At 66.6% G+C, this 16,019-nt stretch carries 18 protein-coding genes; 9 read left to right on the top strand and 9 right to left on the bottom strand.

The window, feature by feature from the left end:
- Positions 1-23 precede the first annotated feature (23 nt).
- Positions 24-791 carry a sigma 54 modulation/S30EA ribosomal C-terminal domain-containing protein gene (locus QF777_05915; protein ID MDP6911085.1) on the bottom strand — a complete coding sequence of 256 codons (768 nt, stop codon included), beginning with the start codon at positions 789-791 and terminating at the stop codon, positions 24-26.
- Positions 792-939: 148 nt separating this feature from the next.
- On the opposite strand from QF777_05915, the gene QF777_05910 reads away from it, so the two are divergent.
- Positions 940-1,833 carry a fumarylacetoacetate hydrolase family protein gene (locus QF777_05910; GenBank protein ID MDP6911084.1) on the top strand — a complete coding sequence of 298 codons (894 nt, stop codon included), beginning with the start codon at positions 940-942 and terminating at the stop codon, positions 1,831-1,833.
- 18 nt (positions 1,834-1,851) lie between these two features.
- Here QF777_05910 and QF777_05905 read toward each other — a convergent pair whose 3' ends face one another.
- Both QF777_05905 and QF777_05900 read right to left on the bottom strand, forming a co-directional pair.
- A complete protein-coding gene (locus tag QF777_05905; protein ID MDP6911083.1) occupies positions 1,852-3,483 on the bottom strand; it encodes a fumarate hydratase in 1,632 nt (543 codons plus the stop codon).
- A 363-nt stretch (positions 3,484-3,846) separates the two neighbouring features.
- Positions 3,847-4,173 carry a hypothetical protein gene (locus QF777_05900; protein MDP6911082.1) on the bottom strand — a complete coding sequence of 109 codons (327 nt, stop codon included), beginning with the start codon at positions 4,171-4,173 and terminating at the stop codon, positions 3,847-3,849.
- A gap of 58 nt (positions 4,174-4,231) precedes the next feature.
- Between QF777_05900 and QF777_05895 the strand changes: the two genes are divergently transcribed.
- From QF777_05895 to QF777_05885, 3 genes are read left to right on the top strand one after another with little or no spacing between them, the layout of a single operon-like run.
- Positions 4,232-5,566, top strand: coding sequence for a hypothetical protein (locus QF777_05895; protein MDP6911081.1), 1,335 nt, complete (start codon positions 4,232-4,234; stop codon positions 5,564-5,566).
- A 53-nt stretch (positions 5,567-5,619) separates the two neighbouring features.
- Positions 5,620-5,961, top strand: a complete 342-nt coding sequence (locus QF777_05890) for a hypothetical protein (protein ID MDP6911080.1) — start codon at positions 5,620-5,622, stop codon at positions 5,959-5,961.
- A 7-nt stretch (positions 5,962-5,968) separates the two neighbouring features.
- Positions 5,969-6,319: a hypothetical protein gene (locus QF777_05885; protein ID MDP6911079.1), complete on the top strand. Its 351-nt coding sequence runs from the start codon at positions 5,969-5,971 to the stop codon at positions 6,317-6,319.
- A 235-nt stretch (positions 6,320-6,554) separates the two neighbouring features.
- Here QF777_05885 and QF777_05880 read toward each other — a convergent pair whose 3' ends face one another.
- Positions 6,555-7,592, bottom strand: a complete 1,038-nt coding sequence (locus tag QF777_05880) for an LLM class F420-dependent oxidoreductase (protein ID MDP6911078.1) — start codon at positions 7,590-7,592, stop codon at positions 6,555-6,557.
- A 48-nt stretch (positions 7,593-7,640) separates the two neighbouring features.
- Between QF777_05880 and QF777_05875 the strand changes: the two genes are divergently transcribed.
- A complete protein-coding gene (locus QF777_05875; protein MDP6911077.1) occupies positions 7,641-8,261 on the top strand; it encodes a histidine phosphatase family protein in 621 nt (206 codons plus the stop codon).
- 64 nt (positions 8,262-8,325) lie between these two features.
- Here the strand turns inward: QF777_05875 and QF777_05870 are convergent, their stop codons facing one another.
- Positions 8,326-10,284: an acetoacetate--CoA ligase gene (locus QF777_05870; GenBank protein ID MDP6911076.1), complete on the bottom strand. Its 1,959-nt coding sequence runs from the start codon at positions 10,282-10,284 to the stop codon at positions 8,326-8,328.
- Between the two features lie 75 nt (positions 10,285-10,359).
- On the opposite strand from QF777_05870, the gene QF777_05865 reads away from it, so the two are divergent.
- The 3 genes from QF777_05865 (at position 10,360) to QF777_05855 (ending at position 11,939) form a co-directional block, all read left to right on the top strand.
- A complete protein-coding gene (locus tag QF777_05865) occupies positions 10,360-10,848 on the top strand; it encodes a MaoC family dehydratase (GenBank protein MDP6911075.1) in 489 nt (162 codons plus the stop codon).
- 85 nt (positions 10,849-10,933) lie between these two features.
- Positions 10,934-11,419: a Fur family transcriptional regulator gene (locus QF777_05860; GenBank protein ID MDP6911074.1), complete on the top strand. Its 486-nt coding sequence runs from the start codon at positions 10,934-10,936 to the stop codon at positions 11,417-11,419.
- Positions 11,373-11,939 (top strand): NUDIX domain-containing protein, encoded by a 567-nt coding sequence (locus QF777_05855; protein MDP6911073.1) that lies wholly within the window; start codon positions 11,373-11,375, stop codon positions 11,937-11,939. The genes QF777_05860 and QF777_05855 overlap by 47 nt, the downstream gene beginning before the upstream one ends.
- An 87-nt stretch (positions 11,940-12,026) precedes the next feature.
- Here the strand turns inward: QF777_05855 and QF777_05850 are convergent, their stop codons facing one another.
- The 3 genes from QF777_05850 to QF777_05840 form a co-directional block, all read right to left on the bottom strand.
- Positions 12,027-12,701, bottom strand: coding sequence for a TetR/AcrR family transcriptional regulator (locus tag QF777_05850; GenBank protein ID MDP6911072.1), 675 nt, complete (start codon positions 12,699-12,701; stop codon positions 12,027-12,029).
- Between the two features lie 99 nt (positions 12,702-12,800).
- Positions 12,801-13,079: a hypothetical protein gene (locus QF777_05845; protein MDP6911071.1), complete on the bottom strand. Its 279-nt coding sequence runs from the start codon at positions 13,077-13,079 to the stop codon at positions 12,801-12,803.
- Positions 13,076-14,188, bottom strand: coding sequence for a glycosyltransferase family 4 protein (locus tag QF777_05840; protein ID MDP6911070.1), 1,113 nt, complete (start codon positions 14,186-14,188; stop codon positions 13,076-13,078). The genes QF777_05845 and QF777_05840 overlap by 4 nt, the downstream gene beginning before the upstream one ends.
- Between QF777_05840 and QF777_05835 the strand changes: the two genes are divergently transcribed.
- On the top strand, positions 14,175-15,389 hold the full coding sequence (locus QF777_05835) for a hypothetical protein (GenBank protein ID MDP6911069.1): 1,215 nt from the start codon (positions 14,175-14,177) through the stop codon (positions 15,387-15,389). The two genes, QF777_05840 and QF777_05835, sit on opposite strands and share 14 nt — an antisense overlap.
- Here the strand turns inward: QF777_05835 and QF777_05830 are convergent.
- Positions 15,386-16,000, bottom strand: coding sequence for a hypothetical protein (locus tag QF777_05830; GenBank protein ID MDP6911068.1), 615 nt, complete (start codon positions 15,998-16,000; stop codon positions 15,386-15,388). The two genes, QF777_05835 and QF777_05830, sit on opposite strands and share 4 nt — an antisense overlap.
- Between the last annotated feature and the right edge of the window lie 19 nt (positions 16,001-16,019).

The raw sequence follows: 16,019 nt of genomic DNA, 5'->3' as shown, positions 1-16,019 counted from the left end.
GGACCGAAAGAGGCAGATGCTGATCAGACGGCGGGGGTTATGAGGCCGTAGTGGCCGTCGAAGCGCCGGTAGAGCACCTGACCACGGTTCGTTTCGGGTTCAGCGAAGAACACGAACGGCTCGTCTCCCTCGTCGAGCAGCATGGCCGCCTCCTCCACCGGGAGGTGGTTCAGCACGAGCGAGGCTGGGTGGATAGGGGGCCGGGTGTCGCCAGGAAGCTCCTCGCCGTCCACCGACGGGACGACGTAGATGAGCCCGTCACCGTTGTGGTACACGACCCGGTCGATGTCGTGGTCTGCGTCAACGTAGAGGTAGAAGCCGTGGTCCAGCAGGTCCATCTCGTCGACGGCTTCCTCGGCGGTCATAGATGCCATGGCCAGGGTCTTGTGGCGGACCACCTCGCGGTCGTCGGCCGGAACCTCGGCGTAGCCGGGGTGGGCTCGACTGGCATCCGGCTCGGAATCGTGGCGGCGGTCTTCCAGGCGCTTGCGATGGCGCCGGAGTCGACGCGTGAGACGATCGTCGAGTTCGTCGATGGCCTCGGTCATGGTGTTGGCCGAGGAGTGCGCCCGGACCGGTACACCGTTGAGGTCAAGCGTGGCCTCGGCAATGGCGGCCAGCGAGTCCATCGAATGGTCCCGTATGCGCAGCTTGACCACCGCGGAAAGCACCGGTTCGTGTCCGACCTCGCACATGGCCTGGATCTTGGCTGAAGCCAGAGTCCGGTCAGCTGGCCGCACCGGTCCCTTCGTGAGCAACTCCACCTCGCAGACGGCATGTGGCTTGGTCAAGCTCGAACCTCCGGTTGTCGGGGTCGGACCGCCCCATTGTGATGGTTGACGGATCGACGGTGTGCGTATGTCCATCATGGCGCGTCGCGGCCCGCCTGTCAGGTCCGGTTCGGCGACGGATCCGCGCTGCGGGGGCGAGACTCTGGTCATGGCATTCCGACTGGCCGCACTCAACGACGGACGCGCCGTCCTTCTGGACGTTGGGCTGGTGGACCCGCCGGGTGGCGGCGGGACATCGACGGATGGGGCCACCGCGAGGTGGTGGGACCTTGGTCGGCTCACCGACGGCCGTCTGGCCGACCCCATGGCCGCGGTGTCGGCCAGCAGTGCGCTCGATGCGCTGACCGATGATCGGGGTATCCCCGCTGGGGATCCCGACGGGATGGTCGGCCTGGACGATCTCGGCCCACCAGTACCCCGACCACAGAAGGTGTTCGGCATCGGCATGAACTATCTGGCCCATATCGACGAGATGGGTCGGGCGCCATCCAGCGCACCGGTGATCTTCACCAAGTTCCCGTCGTGTCTGGTCGGCCCTTCGGCAGATGTCCGGATCGTGGGTGACCGCACCGACTACGAGGTAGAGCTGGTGGCGGTAGTCGGTCGGACCTGTCGGGACCTCGACGAGTCCGAGGTATGGGATGCCCTGGCCGGGGTGACCGTCGGTCAGGACATTTCGGAGCGGACTTTGCAGAACGCGTCGGCCCCAGCCCAGTTCAGTCTCGGAAAGAGCTACGACACCTTCGGGCCCATCGGGCCGGCCGTGGTCTCATCGGACCTGCTCAACGAGCAGGACGACCTGCCTTTGACCTGTGCGGTGGATGGCGAGGTCCGTCAGGACAGTCGGACAAGTCGCATGATCGTAGGCGTCAAGCAGTTGGTGGCCTACCTGTCGGCCGTGTGCACGCTCGAGGCCGGTGACCTGGTGTTTACGGGTACGCCGTCCGGTGTGGGCGACGCTCAGGGGCGGTGCCTCGGAGTGGGCCAGCGGATCGATTCGCACATCGTGGGCGTGGGCCACATGGTCAACCACTGCGTCTGATCGACGCCTCACCGGGTTTCAGGAAAGAGCGACCGGGGTCGACACTTCGTCAAAGAAGTCGCCGCCCTTGTCGTCGACCACCACGAAGGCCGGGAAGTCTTCGACCTCTATGCGCCACACGGCCTCCATGCCCAGTTCGGGGTACTCCAGCACCTCGACCTTGCGGATGGAGTCCAGTGCCAGCCGGGCTGCAGGACCGCCGATGGACCCGAGGTAGAAGCCCCCGTGTCGGGCACACGCCTCGGTGACCTGACGGGAGCGGTTGCCCTTTGCCAACATGACGAGGCTCCCGCCGGCCTCCTGGAAACGGTCGACGTAGCCGTCCATGCGGCCGGCCGTGGTGGGGCCGAACGAGCCCGATGCGTAGCCCTCCGGGGTCTTAGCCGGACCGGCGTAGTAGACGGGATGATCCCGCAGGTAGTCCGGCATGGGCTGGCCAGCGTCAAGCAGCTCGGCGATCTTGGCGTGGGCGATGTCGCGGGCCACCACGAGGGTGCCGGTGAGTGCCAGCCGGGTCTTGATCGGGTGCTTCGATAGTTCGGACCGTATGGCGTCCATGGGCTGGCCGAGGTCGATTGGCACGACATCGGTCGACAGGTCGTCGTCGGTCACCTCGGGGAGGTACCGGGCGGGGTCCTCCTCCAGTTGCTCGAGGAACAGGCCGTCGGCGGTGATCATTCCGAGGGCCTGACGGTCGGCCGAACAGGACACGGCGATCCCTACCGGGTTGGACGCTCCGTGGCGCGGCAGCCGAACCACCCGGACGTCATGGCAAAAGTACTTGCCGCCGAACTGGGCGCCGATCCCGAACTGGCGGGTCATGTCCAAGATCCGCTGCTCCCAGTCGAGGTCGCGAAAGCCGTGGCCCGATTCGCTGCCCTCGGTGGGCAGGTTGTCTAGGTAGTGGGCCGAGGCGTACTTGGCGGTCCGCATCGTGTGTTCGGCCGACGTGCCGCCGATGACCACGGCCAGGTGGTACGGCGGACAGGCGGCTGTTCCCAGGCTGCGGAGATTCTCCTCGAGGAAGCGGGTCAGGCTCTCCGGGTTGAGGAGCGCCTTGGTCTCCTGAAAGAGAAAGCTCTTGTTGGCCGAACCGCCACCCTTGGCCATGAAGAGAAACTTGTAGGCGCTACCGGGAACGGACTCGATCTCGATCTGTGCCGGCAGGTTCGTCCCGGTGTTGCGCTCGGTGAACATGTCCACCGGAGCGAGCTGTGAGTAACGCAGATTCGACGTGAGGTAGGTGTCCTGTACGCCGAGCGAGATGGCCTCCCGGTCGTCGCCGCCAGTGAGGACGAGTTCGCCTTTCTTTGCCGACACGATGGCGGTGCCAGTGTCCTGACAGGAAGGGAGCACTCCGCCGGCTGCGATGCAGGCGTTTTGGAGGAGTTCGGTGGCCACGAAGCGGTCGTTGGGGGATGCCTCAGGGTCGTCGAGGATGGCCGCCACCTGAGCTAGGTGAGCGGGGCGAAGCAGATGGGCAATGTCACGCATGCCCGTCGCCGCCAGTAGCCGGATGGCCTCCGGCTCGACCTCCAGGAAGGTCCGTCCGGCGGGACCTTCGACGGTGGAGACGCCGTCGGCGGTCAGGTGCCGGTATGTGGTGGTGGCGTGCGGGTCCTCGGTGAGGGGGAGGAGGGCGTCGGCCATGGCCTCCAACCTACCGGTCGAGCCCGCGACGGCCTGCGGGGGTTCTTCGTGGGAGCGTTTGGAGGGGTCGCTAGGTGGTCGACAAATTGGAGACGACCGATTCCTAGCCCACAGGGCTACCCGGACTGTCGTAGGTCTAGAAAGTCAGTTGGGCCACGTAGGAATCTTCTAGTCCGCAACTTTGGTTTTGGCTGATGTTTCCCTTGCGCATGGTCATCGCCGCCTTCCTTGTGCCTTCCTGACCAGATGCGGTTCGGACCTGCCTGGCAGGGGGCCGGCACCCGCACCCCTTCATACGAGGGGGCGACATACGCTCGAATGTGCGGGAGCCACTGGGACCTCCGGTGCGGAAACTTTGTCCATTCAGATACCTGAGCCAATCCAACAGGTCCGGTTCCTCCAGACATGTAGGAGAGTTCGCAAAGTGCGTGTACTTATGATTTCTACGGCGGTCTCCGTACTGGCATGCATCGGATTGGCCTGTGGATCTGCAGGCCCTGAGCCGGTAGCCGAGCCGGCTGCTGCGACGTCCAGCACCATGTCCACGACGGTGGCTCCGACCACGTCTACGACGGTGGCTCCGACCACGACGTCAGCTCCGACAACGACGGTCGGCCCCATGGCAGCCACTAACACGACCACGTCCACGACCACCACGTCCACGACGTCTACGACCACGACGACGTCCACGCTGCCGACGTTGCCCGGTCCGACGGTTGTCGACCCCCCGACGCCGACCATCCTGGTGATGGATGCATTCACCCAGGAGGTCGGCGACGTCACCCTGGAGACGAGCGTCTACTGTGGCCCGGACGGGCTGAGCGCCGAACACTGGATCGATGGCGAGCCCGTCGAACCCGAAACGGCTGGAGTGGCGATGACAGCCCTCGGGAAGACCTACCACCGGGTGGTGGCTGCCGTGGACGGTGAAGGCGTCGACTACCTGTTCGACGGCGGCTGGTGGGCCGAGGACCCGGTAGACGGCTCGTGTGAACCGTATGAGCTGGACACCGTCACGGTCGAGCCGAACACCTGGGACGACTACCTCGACGGCGGGTCGATCGAGGTCACCGAGGTCCTCTGGGGCCAGCTCGATCTCCGTGACATCGCGTGCCCCTACCTTCATCCGGGCATTCGGCAGGACGCCATAGATAGGGGTTTGGACGTCGACCTGGACACCTGCACCGTGGACTTCGACCATCTACGCCGGGCGACAGTCAGGGACTCCAAGAGGGACCGGCATCTACTCGAGATCGGCTTCGACTGCGGACCGTTCGGCCTGGGCGAGGTGTGGTACGTGGTCGACGGGGTTTTCGTCGCCAACGACTACTACCACCCGCCGGAGTACGGCCTCGAACAGTACGAGGAGTGGGCCCTCGAGCCGATGCGGGACAGGTACGGCGACACGGTCTACGACTACAGGGCACGAGCCGTGGAGGTCGACGGCGAGGTCTTCATCTTCGACGTCGGCCGAGTGCGGTACGACTGGAACCTCGAAGCAGCCCTGGGGATGGACAACTGCGCCCTGGTCGATTGGTCACCGCCCCTTCGGCCGCCCACGCCGCACTTCATAGAGGGCGCCACGCCCGGCCAACTGGTCTGGCAGACCGGCTGGGAGGTCGACTTCGGCCTCCTGGGTCCGGAATGCGCCGGCTACTCGACGTGCGGCAAAGAGGTCGAATACTGGGAGGCATCAGGCCGCGACATCGGCCTGATGTTCTGGCTGACGTCCGAGCCGACCACCCCAGTGGTCCTCGACATCACCTGGGACCCGACCGAAGTCAACCTCGGAGCCGCAGCTGGCGGTTGCGCCGACACCAGCCAGACCGAAACGTCCGAGACCCTCCAGGTCACCATCGAACCCGACGACTGGCCACTGGGGGACTGGGGGGCCTCGATGCCGGCGGGCATGCTCACGTTCGCCACGTCAGGCGCCGGCGACGGAATCGCCGACGGCGACCAGATCACCGAGATCCGCGTGACCGTCGTAGACGAACTATCCGACCCGGCGTACCACAACGCAGACGACCTCGTCATCACGGTGACCACTGTCGACCGCCCGGACGGGGCGATCTGTCACTAGGCACACAAGAAATGCGGACACGCCCCATGACAGCCAGGACGGTTTTCCATACCATGCCTTTCAGCGGAATCCTCGCAACAGCAGCCATCACCGCCAGCCTCCTAGCCGGCTGCGGTTCAGACTCCGGCCTGCGCAGCCCCGACTACGGGGCCCTCGAAGAGATCAAGACCGGCATCGAACGCGAAGCATGGATCCGCACCGACCTACTGATCGGCCTGCCGTGGCGCGAAGCCCGACAGATGGCAGACGACGCCGGCTGGCACACCGAGATGTACTTCCCCGCAGAGGACCAAGAGTCCATGGCCTGGACCCTCGACTCGCAATGGGATCGGCTACGCATCGTCGTGACAGGTGGCGAAGAAGCCGGGACGGTCAGCAACGTCTCCGAAGGCTGATCACACCATGCGTACCATCAAACTCCTTGCAGCAGTAACCCTCGCCATCGGTCTCCTGGTCGGGTGTGGTTCGGACTCCGGCCTGCGCAGCCAGCCCAGGTGGTACAACTCCTGGGCCCTCGACGAGCCCAAGTCCGGCGCCGAACGGGAAGCGTGGATCCGCACCGACCTGCTGATCGGCCTGCCGTGGCGCGAAGCCCAGAAGATGGCACACGACGCCGGCTGGGACACCCAGGTGATCTTCACCGTGGAGGGCGAACCGACCCCCATGACAGCGGACCTCCGCCTGGACCGGCTGCGCCTCATCGTGGTCGGCGGCGAAGAAGCCGGAACGGTGACAGACGTCATCAACAGCTGATCCACCGGGCCCGGCAACAGGCAGATGGACGGTACGGAATCAGGGCAGGGGAGCGGACCGTCATCACCATCTGGCCAGACGAACGAAAACGCCAGAGAGCGTCACCTTCGGGTGGCGCTCTTTCGCCGTTTACCGCAGGGACAGGTCGAACACGCTGCCGGTCCGCAGGACGGCCTTGGCGCCGCCGGTTACGGCGTCACGCTGGCTCCCACGGCTTCAAATCTACTAATGGGCGTCAGGTGGTCGATAGGTCGGCGATGATTGGCTCCCAGAACGCTGCACCACCCTCACCGCCCTGGGTGTAAAAGCTCAGCCGGTCCACACAGTCGCCGTAGCGGTCCCGGAAGCCGGTGGCCACCGCGCCCTGTTCGCCGACCACCGCGAAGGCGTCCAACACCTCGTCGTCGATGAGTTCGCCCATCTCCTGCCACTGGCCCAGCTTGGACATGCGGTTCAGGTCGTCCTGGAGGTCACCCCAACCGTGGGTCTCCAGAACGGGCCGGTAGGCCGGCGTGGAGCCGTAGAAGGCGATCTGCTGACGGACCCCGGTGGCTGCCTTCGCCATGGCCTCCTCGGTGCTGCCGGTCACCACGAAGCCCGGTCCGACGATCTCAAAGTCGTTCATGGTGCGGCCCGACTTCTCAAGGCCCCGCTCGATGGCCGGAATGGTGACCTCCCGGAGATACTGCTCAGTGCTGAAGGCATGGCAGATGAGTCCGTCGCATACCTCGCCTGCCACCTCGGACATGAGCGGACCGACCGCGGCGATGAACACCTTGGGAGGTCCGCACTCGTTGGGGCCGGGATCGAAGAACGGGGTCATCAAGGTGTGCGAGTAGAAGTCGCCACGGAAGGCCAGCTTCTCGCCGTCGTTCCAGGTGGACCAGATGGCCCGCATGGCGCTGATCATCTCGCGCATGCGGGCTGCCGGCCTGGACCATTCCATCGAGAAGCGCTTGGTGATGTGGGGCTTGATCTGAGTACCCAGACCCATGATGAACCGACCGTCGCTGTAACGCTGCAGGTCATGGCCCAGATTGGCCAGCAGCATCGGATTACGGGCGAACGCCACGGCGATCGACGTGCCCAACTCGATGCGCTCAGTGTGTTCAGCGGCCACCATGTGGGGCAGAAACGGGTCGTGGCTGGTTTCGGCCGTCCAGGCCCCGGAGTAGCCGGCCTCCTCCAGGCGGCGGGCCGCCTCGCCGATGGCGCCGATGCCGCTCTTGTCGGCGGGCGTGGTGAGTCCGGTGAGTCCTCCGTCGATCTTCATGGCGCCGAAGGTAGCGGGGGCCGGTCGCGCCGCTACTGTCCGCCGGTCATGGAGCTCCTACTGATCCGCCACGGCCTCCCGGTCACCGTCGACAACCGTGACACCGGGGCCGAGGCCGACCCGGTGCTGTCTGAGCTGGGCTGCCGGCAGGCCGAGGCGCTGGCCGACTGGTTCGTGAACCCGCCGACCGCGCAGCGGATCGACGCCGTGTACGCCAGTCCCAAGGCCCGGGCGCAGCAGACTGTGGCACCCTTGGCCGCCCGCCTGGGCCTCGAACTGGTCATCGAGCCGATGGTCAACGAGTACGACCAGGGTGAGCCGGAGTACATCCCCATTGAGCACCTAAAGGCCAGCGGTGACCCCCGCTGGGAGGCGATGATGGCCGGCGACGACCTGCCCGACCCCGAGGCCTTTCAGGCCCAGGTGGTCGAGGGAATGGGCCGGATCATCGCCGCCAACCCGGGGCGGACCGTGGCCGTGGGTTGTCACGGCGGAGTGGTGTCGGCCTACCTGTCTCACCTGCTGGGCATCGGGCGAGTGATGTTCTATGAGGCCCACTACACGTCGGTGGCGCGGGTGGCCGCGTCATCAGCCGGGCACCGGTCGGTGCGTTCCATGAACGAACTGGGCCATCTACAGGTGGCTGGAGTGTCCCTCAGCGACATTTGACCGGCTTAATGGTCAGCCTGCAGGGAGTCAGTTGTTGACCGACCCCCCCCTCAGAGGCCCCGGGTCACGGCACCAGTTCCGGAAGGTCCCGGAAGTGGTCGAGGGTCTCGGGATTGGCCAGCGCCTCGACGTTGGTGATCGGCCGGCCCTCCACCACGGCACGCACGGCCAGCTCCACGAGCTTGCCCGATCGGGTGCGGGGCAGCTCGGGCACCTCGAGGATCACCGCCGGCACGTGGCGCGGTGATGCGCCCATCCGCACGTCGGCGCGGATCCGGTCCCGGAGGTCGTCGTCGAGCACGACGCCGTCGGCGGTCACCACGAACAGGACTACCCGGACGTCGCCCTGCCACGGCTGACCGATGACGAGTGCCTCGACGATCTCGTCGAGATGCTCGACCCGTCGGTAGATCTCCGCGGTGCCGATCCGTACCCCGCCCGGGTTGAGGGTGGCATCGGACCGCCCGTGGATGACGAAGCCACCCTCAGGGGTGCGTTCAGCGAAGTCGCCCTGGTGCCAGAGCCCTTCGAACCGGTCGAAGTAGGCGGCGCGGTAACGCTTGTCACCGGGGTCGTCCCAGAAGCCCAACGGCATGGACGGGAACGCTGTCCGACACACCAGCTCGCCGCGAACCCCGGGACCAGTCGTAGCGCCGTCTTCGTCCACCACGTCCATGCCCATCCCTAGGACCGGCCCCTGGATTTGCCCGGCGTGGACCGGCCCGGCGGGGTGTCCGGCCACTAGGCAGCCGCAGAGGTCTGTGCCTCCGGAGATCGACGCCAAATGGACTTCGGGCGACCAGTCGGCGTACACGTGGGCGAATCCCTCGTGGCTGAGGGGGCTGCCGGTGGAGCAGACCGTCCGGAGGTTCTCCAGTGCATGGGTCTCGACGGGACGGAGTCCGGCAGCGGCCACCGAGTCGATGAACTTGGCCGAAACCCCCAAGAACGTGAGGTCGCACTCGTCGGCCAGGTCGAAGAGTCGACTGCCGTTGGGTTGGAAGGGTGAGCCGTCGTAGAGGACCACAGTGGCGTCGGCGGCCAGTCCGGAGACCAACCAGTTCCACATCATCCAACCGGCCGTCGTGAAGTAGAAGACCCGATCACCAGCCCGGACGTCGCACTGCAAACGATGTTCGACCAAGTGCTTGAGGAGGATGCCGCCCGCCCGGTGGACGATGCATTTGGGGCGTCCAGTGGTGCCCGACGAGTACAAGACGTACAACGGGTGGTCAAAGGGGAGGTCCACGTACCGGACCACGTCGACCTGGTGCGGCGCTAGGAACTCGTCCAACGTGATGGCCCCGTCGGGCAGCAGGCCAACCGGCCCGGCCAGCGGATCTTCGGGAACCACGACGAGGCGCTTCAGGGAGGGCAGGGCATCGGCCACTTCAGCCAGGCGCCCGGTGACGTTGTAGCGGCGCCCGCCGTAGCGATAGCCGTCGGAGGCGAAGAGGACCACAGGCCGGATCTGCCCGAATCGGTCGATAACCCCAGAGGCCCCGAAGTCAGGCGACGTCGACGAGAAGGTTGCACCGATGGACGCGGCGGCCAACATCACGGCGCAGGTTTCGGGCACGTTGGGCATCCATGCAGCCACCCGGTCGCCGGGCGCTACCCCGAGCCCCAGCATGGCCTGCTGGAGGCGTGACACCAGATGATGGAGGTCCCGGCGGGTCAGGGTATGTCGTGCGCCAGCCACCTCGGGGTCCTCACCACGGAACACCAGAGCAGGACGGTTGTCCGCGACACCCAGAAGGTTTTCGGCGAAGTTCAGGCGCCCGTCGGGAAAGAAGCGGGTGCCGGTGAGGTGGCCGGACCCGTCATGAGTCAGCACGGCGGCTCCGGGATCACCGACCACGCCCAACTGGCTCCACACGGCCTGCCAGAAATCCGCCGGATGGTCGACCGACCACCGGTGGAGTTCGTGGTAGCCGCCGTCGACCCCCATGGACCGTCGGAACCCGTCGACCTGGGTCCCCGCCACCCGGGCATTGTCGGGGATCCACAGGGGGTTGCTCACGACTGCTGAAACTAGCCAGTCGCCCGGTGCAGGCCGCTGCAACCGGCGACTGTCCGACGGGTCAGACTGCGGGGCATGGGCGACGGCGATGAACGACAGGTGGAGCACGGTGTCTCGGGCCGATGGTTCGAGGAACTCCCGGTAGGCCTCGTGGTGCGCCATGCCCTGACCCGCACCATCACCGAGGCCGACAACCTCCAGTTCTGCCTTATGACCCACAACCCGCAGCCCCTGCACCTCGATGCCGAGTTCGCGTCCGGCACCGAGTTCGGCGAACGCTTGGTGAATAGCTTGCTGACCCTGGGGTTGGTGGTCGGGGTAAGCGTGGGTGACACGACGCTGGGCACCACGGTGGCCAACCTGGGCTTCGAGGAGACGACCTTCCCGGTGCCTGTACTGATCGGCGACACGCTCCGGTTCGAGACCGAGGTAGTGGCGGCCCGGGCCTCGGGCTCTCGTCCCGACGCTGGGATCGTGACCTTTGAGCATCGGGCCCACAACACGAGGGACGAGATGGTGTGTCGTGCTCGTCGGAACGCCCTCATGCGAAAGCACCCCGCCTGACACCTCCCACCGGTGGGGCGTTTCCACTGTGTATCCACGTTCCCACTGATTCCCGGCAACGGTCGATGGCCCTAGGATCGCCAACGTGTCAGATTCCAGGCCCGGCTCTACCGATGACCACCGCCACGTAGCCGATGACCTGCACGTGGTCATTGGGCGTCGACTCCGGGCCGGAGGAATGCGGTACAGCCGGTCGCGTCACGCGGTGGTCCAGATCCTGGCCGCCGCTGGTCGCCCCCTCACGCTGCCGGAGATCCTCGACGGTGAGCACGATGTAGGGAGGGTCCTCGCCCAGAGCTCGGCCTACCGGAACCTCGGAGAGTTGGTAGACGCCGCGGTGGTTCGCCGGGTTGATTCGGGCGACGACTACGCACGGTTCGAGCTACACGAGTCCCTCACCAGTCACCACCACCATCTGGTGTGTGACGGTTGTGGCCGCATCGACGACTTTGAGGTGCCCGACGAGTTCGAGCGGCGGGTGACCGAGTTGGCCGCCGTGGCGGCCGAACGGGGCTTCCGCGTGGATGCTCACCGCTTCGACCTGGTCGGCCGATGCACCGATTGCCGCTGACCGTGTCTTCCTACGGGGTCTCGTCGTCGTGTTCCTGAAGAGGCCGGCGGCCCGGGTAGTCCTGTTGGACCGCGAGGGTCAGATCTTCCTCGTCAATGCCGAGGATCCGCTGGACCCTTATAAGCCGGCCTGGTGGGAAATTCCCGGTGGCGGCATCGATCGGGGTGAGGACAGCGCTACCGCGGCGGCCCGTGAGCTCTACGAGGAGACGGGCATCGAGAACGTGGAGATGGGTCCGGTCATCTGGACCCAGCACGTTCAGTTCACGTTCGGCGGGTACTTTTTCGACAGCCACGAAAAGATTCACGTGGCCTGGTGCGACGGGGGCGACTACCAGCCCCGACACCTCGAGGCGCTGGAGGCCGCGGCGTTCATGGGCGCCCGATGGTGGGCCCTCGAGGACCTGCTGGCGTCCGACGAACCGCTGCTACCCGCCCTGTTGCGAGAACACCTCAGCCCGATCGTGGCCGGTGACCTACCGGACGAACCGATCGACATCTCGCCGGTTCCTCTGGACTGAACCGTTGTCCCGCGCAAATTTGTCGGGGTCTTGCGCTGCCGGATCCTGAGCGACGGATTCCTGGACCACTGGATCTTCAGGAACGGATCAGATCAGCGACTCGACGCCGCCCCACGCCAGACGGGCGGCCAGGGCGGCCATTTCGTCAGCCGGACGGGTTTGCCCCTCGTGCATCCAGTGGCGAATCATCCCCTCGGACAGGCCGTTGATGCCGGCCGCCAGAGCGAGGGCCTCGTCGTGGTTCCGGTTACCCACCAGACCGGTTAGGTGTTCGGCGAACGTGTCGCGGACCCGGCGGACGACACGACGAAACTCGGGTTCGGTGGCCAGGCCCGAGCCGTAGAGGACGGTGAACGCCGACGGTTGATCCTCAAAGAAGTGGAAGAAGGCCCGGAAGCCGGCTTCGACCCGCTCGCGGGGCGTCTCCTCGTGTGATGCGGTTTCGATGGCCCGCATCAGATGGTCGCCCGTCTCGGCCAGCAGGAGCTCGAACAACTCGTGCTTGGAGGCGAAGTGCTGGTACAGGACGGGCTTGGTGACGCCGGCCTCGCGGGCAATGGCGTTCATCGAGGTGTCGTGGTAGCCAGATCGGGCGAACGTCTCGATGGCCACGTCGAGGATCTGGCGACGCCGTTCCGCGGCGGGCATACGGGTTGCCGTCGAATGTGGACGAGTCCGGGGAGTTTTCTCCTTCTCATCCCGGACTTTGTCGTCGGGGACCGTGTTCGCCAGCACCTCGGCGGTCAGTGTCTCGTTCGCCATAGTGTGACGGTAGGCACAGGTCGGTACCCGGCGACCAACCGGACGGGGATTCCTCCTCCGGGCGGACCCGGATTTCGGGTACCGACTAGCGGTTGCCGACTAGGGGTTGGGAGTGGTCTGTTCTCCAGCCTGCTCCTCGGCTCGTTCCTCTTCGGCAGCGGCGCGCACGGCGTAGTGGAGCACGATGGCCGGGGCCAGCACGAAGGATCCGGCCACCAGTAGCACCACCAGAGTGGTGGCGAAGGCATCGGTGAAGCCGGTAGTCAGGCCCACGGCGAACACGACAATGGCCACTAGGTAGGCGAGGTAGCCCAATCGCTGACCGACACTGGCCACTCGGGCCAGCCGGGCCCGTCGCACGAGGATCGGATCGTTCACGGCGTCCAGCCTGCCTCGTTAATGAGCGTTTCCAGTTCGGCCGCCATGCGATCCGTGGACAACTCGGTGGCCGCCACTCGCTGGTTGTGGTCCAGTAGTTCGACCTGTTGGTCAGCCGGTGCGGTCAGCCACGCGACGAGCGGGCCGGGCTCAGCAGCGTCGAACCAGCGGAAGCCGAGGGCCCGCAACTCGTCAGCCACCGGATAGGTCCCGATGGTGGCTGGTCGGCGGGCCAGGGCGGCTTCCACCGGTGGGTTGCCGAAGCCCTCCCAGGTCGAGGGGAAGGCCACCACGTCGGCCGCCGCGTACAGGTCTGCCCGTGAGGCGGCCGGTTGGCGGATCACCGGGCACCGGGCAGCGGCCAGTAGGTGGGCCAACTCGGGGCCGTAGCCGTCCTCGGCCGGCCCGGGTAGCCAGTAGGTGGCTGGGCGACCACCGGAAGGCCGACTCCCGCCGAGCGCCTCGGTGAGGACGATCGCCCGATCGACCGCTTTACGGGGAATCGCCCGGACGGGATGCACCACCAGGAGGTCATCGGGATGGAGGCCGAGGCGACCGCGAGTGCCGTCCCGGTCACCGATTGGCGGGTCAGGATCGAATCCGTTGCGGATGGTCCACGCAGTCAAACCCCGGTCGGCCATCTGCCTCCGGGTGAGGTCGTTGATCGTGACATGGCGCCAGGCGGCGTCGTCAGGGGGGAGGTCGGTCATGTGGGCGAACCGCTCTCGCTGCCACGGTGGATCGTGGTGGTGGAGGATGGCTGGCCGGCCTCGCAGCACGCCTGCCATCACACGGGCGGCCGTCGGATTCAGTGGAATGGTGCAGAGGTTCTCCACCACCACCAGATCGGCGCCAGTCAGGGCATCGCCCACATCGTCGACCAGTGAACTGACATCGGGGGAGCCGAGGACCGGGGGTTCCGGGTTACCGATGCCGAGGCCGTTTACGATCCGGACCGGTCGAGGATCGTCCCAGCCGGGTTCGATCTCGCCGGCCAACCAGTCCACGTCGAAGCCGATCCCGCTCAGGGCGTCGGCCCACATCCGAGCTACTACCGAAACGCCGTCGGTGGGGCCGAAACGAAAGGAGACGATGGTGCAGCGAGCCATGGGTCTCCCGGATCCGGACAGCGATGCGATGGAGGCCGTCGTACGCACGATGTTGGACGACCACTGGGTATCGGAAGGGTATGCAGCCCCCAACTCGACGGTCTACCCGTGGCAGTGGTTGTGGGACTCGTGCTTCCACGTCCTGGTGTGGCTGGCCCTCGGTGACAGTGACCGGGCCCGCCGCGAGTTGGCGGTGGCGTTGGCCGCCCAGACGCCGTCGGGGTTCGTGCCCCACATGCATTACATCCGCCAGCCCGGGTTCCACGAGGACCTGTGGGGGAGACCGGGCGACTCGTCGATCACCCAGCCGCCCATGTACGGCCATGCGGTGGCCGAACTGGTGCGGGCCGGCGAACCGGTCGACGGCGAGGTGGTCGAGCGGGCCACCGCTGGCTTGTGGTTCCTGCTGCGGGGTCGCCGTCGTGATCCCTCAGGCCTCGTCCGGGCCTGTCATCCGTGGGAGACGGGGGCTGACGACTCACCCCGCTGGGACGACCACTGCCCCGGCGGTTTTGACCGTGATCGGTGGCGGTCGGTGAAGAACCGGCTGGCCTCGACCATTGAGACCGGTTCCGATGGCGAGGCGGTAGCCAACCCGGTGTTCGCGGTGGCGCCCGCGGGCTTCAATGCCCTGATCGCGTTCAACGCCCGGGAGTTGGTCACGGTGACCGGCGACGATGACCTTGCGGCGGCCGCCGACGAGCTGGTCGACGCCCTAGCCGAACAGTGGGACGACGACCGAGGCACCTGGGTGGACGCCGGCTCCACAGCCAACGGAGCGGGCCGGGTCCGAACGCTGGACGCCCTGCTGCCACTGCTGGTCGAGGACGATGAGCGACGGACCGACCGGGTGGTAGCTCAGCTCCTGGATCCATTGGCCCACGGCGGACCGGCCGGTCCGACCGGCGTGCACCGGGCTGAGCCCGTTTTCGATCCCAACGCCTACTGGCGGGGACCGGTCTGGCCGCAGCTGGCCTACCTGATGGTGCGGGCCGTGGCTCCCCATTCGCCAGGGGCTGCTGAGTTGCTGGTTCGGACGACGGTGGCAGGGGCATGGGCCTCGGGCATGGCCGAGTACTGGAACCCCGACACCGGCGCCGGCCTGGGAGCCGTCCCCCAGTCGTGGACCGGCCTGGCCCTGGTGCTGGCCCGCCGGCCGAGGGGAGGCGCGGTGGGGGACCAGCCAGTGGATCTTGGCTAGAGGCGGGATCCCGCAGCCGTACCCACCAACTCGGTCCCGTCGGAGCGGTGGACGAAGCAGTGGATGTTGCGGAAGACCGCCCGGTCGTGTTCGAAGTCAGTCCGTGACGGGGTCAGGTAGCCCAACTCGAGTTCCGAGAGTTCGAAGATGAGTCCCACGAATCCAGCGAAGGCCGCGTAGCACTCGGCACGGGCATAGGCCTCCATCTCCCGGTCCCCCGGCCACGGTGCGCCGGGCCGGGCCGGATGGGCGGTCCGCAGGTAGATCTCGTGCTGGTGGGGACCGGGGCAGGGCACCCGGGTATCGATGGCGATCTCTCGGTCGTCCTGAACCCACGAATAACTGTTGAAGCAAGTCCCGGCTTCCAAGTCGTGGAGGTTGACCACCTCGCCCACCCAGTCGGGGATCCCGGCATCGGGCTGCGTGGGTCGAACCTCCACGATCGAGGTGGTGGCGGTCCGACCGTTGCCCGCTTCGTCGGCCGGACCGCCACCACGCGAACCGGTCAGGGTGGAGTCGTCGCCGCCCCCACAGGCTGCGGCTAGCAGCATCAGGCCCGAGAGCACTGGCGCCCACCAACCAGCGAAACAGCGTCGGAAGGCGTCGGACATGGGGTCAGGGTACGACCGG

The sequence above is a fragment of the Acidimicrobiales bacterium genome (genome assembly GCA_030747595.1).
In the GTDB taxonomy this organism is placed as follows: Bacteria; Actinomycetota; Acidimicrobiia; order Acidimicrobiales; family MedAcidi-G1; genus UBA9410.
Note: the sequence above shows the minus strand (reverse complement) of the source record. Positions and strands in the feature narration are given on the sequence as shown.

Excerpts from the sequence above, each read along its gene's own strand:
- QF777_05865 (MDP6911075.1), top strand. The coding sequence starts at position 10,360 with ATGGGCGACGGCGATGAACGACAGGTGGAGCACGGTGTCTCGGGCCGA.
- QF777_05850 (MDP6911072.1), bottom strand. The coding sequence starts at position 12,701 with ATGGCGAACGAGACACTGACCGCCGAGGTGCTGGCGAACACGGTCCCC.
- QF777_05875 (MDP6911077.1), top strand. The coding sequence starts at position 7,641 with ATGGAGCTCCTACTGATCCGCCACGGCCTCCCGGTCACCGTCGACAAC.
- QF777_05855 (MDP6911073.1), top strand. The coding sequence starts at position 11,373 with ATGCTCACCGCTTCGACCTGGTCGGCCGATGCACCGATTGCCGCTGAC.
- QF777_05885 (MDP6911079.1), top strand. The coding sequence starts at position 5,969 with ATGCGTACCATCAAACTCCTTGCAGCAGTAACCCTCGCCATCGGTCTC.
- QF777_05905 (MDP6911083.1), bottom strand. The coding sequence starts at position 3,483 with ATGGCCGACGCCCTCCTCCCCCTCACCGAGGACCCGCACGCCACCACC.
- QF777_05830 (MDP6911068.1), bottom strand. The coding sequence starts at position 16,000 with ATGTCCGACGCCTTCCGACGCTGTTTCGCTGGTTGGTGGGCGCCAGTG.
- QF777_05880 (MDP6911078.1), bottom strand. The coding sequence starts at position 7,592 with ATGAAGATCGACGGAGGACTCACCGGACTCACCACGCCCGCCGACAAG.
- QF777_05840 (MDP6911070.1), bottom strand. The coding sequence starts at position 14,188 with ATGGCTCGCTGCACCATCGTCTCCTTTCGTTTCGGCCCCACCGACGGC.
- QF777_05895 (MDP6911081.1), top strand. The coding sequence starts at position 4,232 with ATGGATGCATTCACCCAGGAGGTCGGCGACGTCACCCTGGAGACGAGC.
- QF777_05910 (MDP6911084.1), top strand. The coding sequence starts at position 940 with ATGGCATTCCGACTGGCCGCACTCAACGACGGACGCGCCGTCCTTCTG.
- QF777_05890 (MDP6911080.1), top strand. The coding sequence starts at position 5,620 with ATGCCTTTCAGCGGAATCCTCGCAACAGCAGCCATCACCGCCAGCCTC.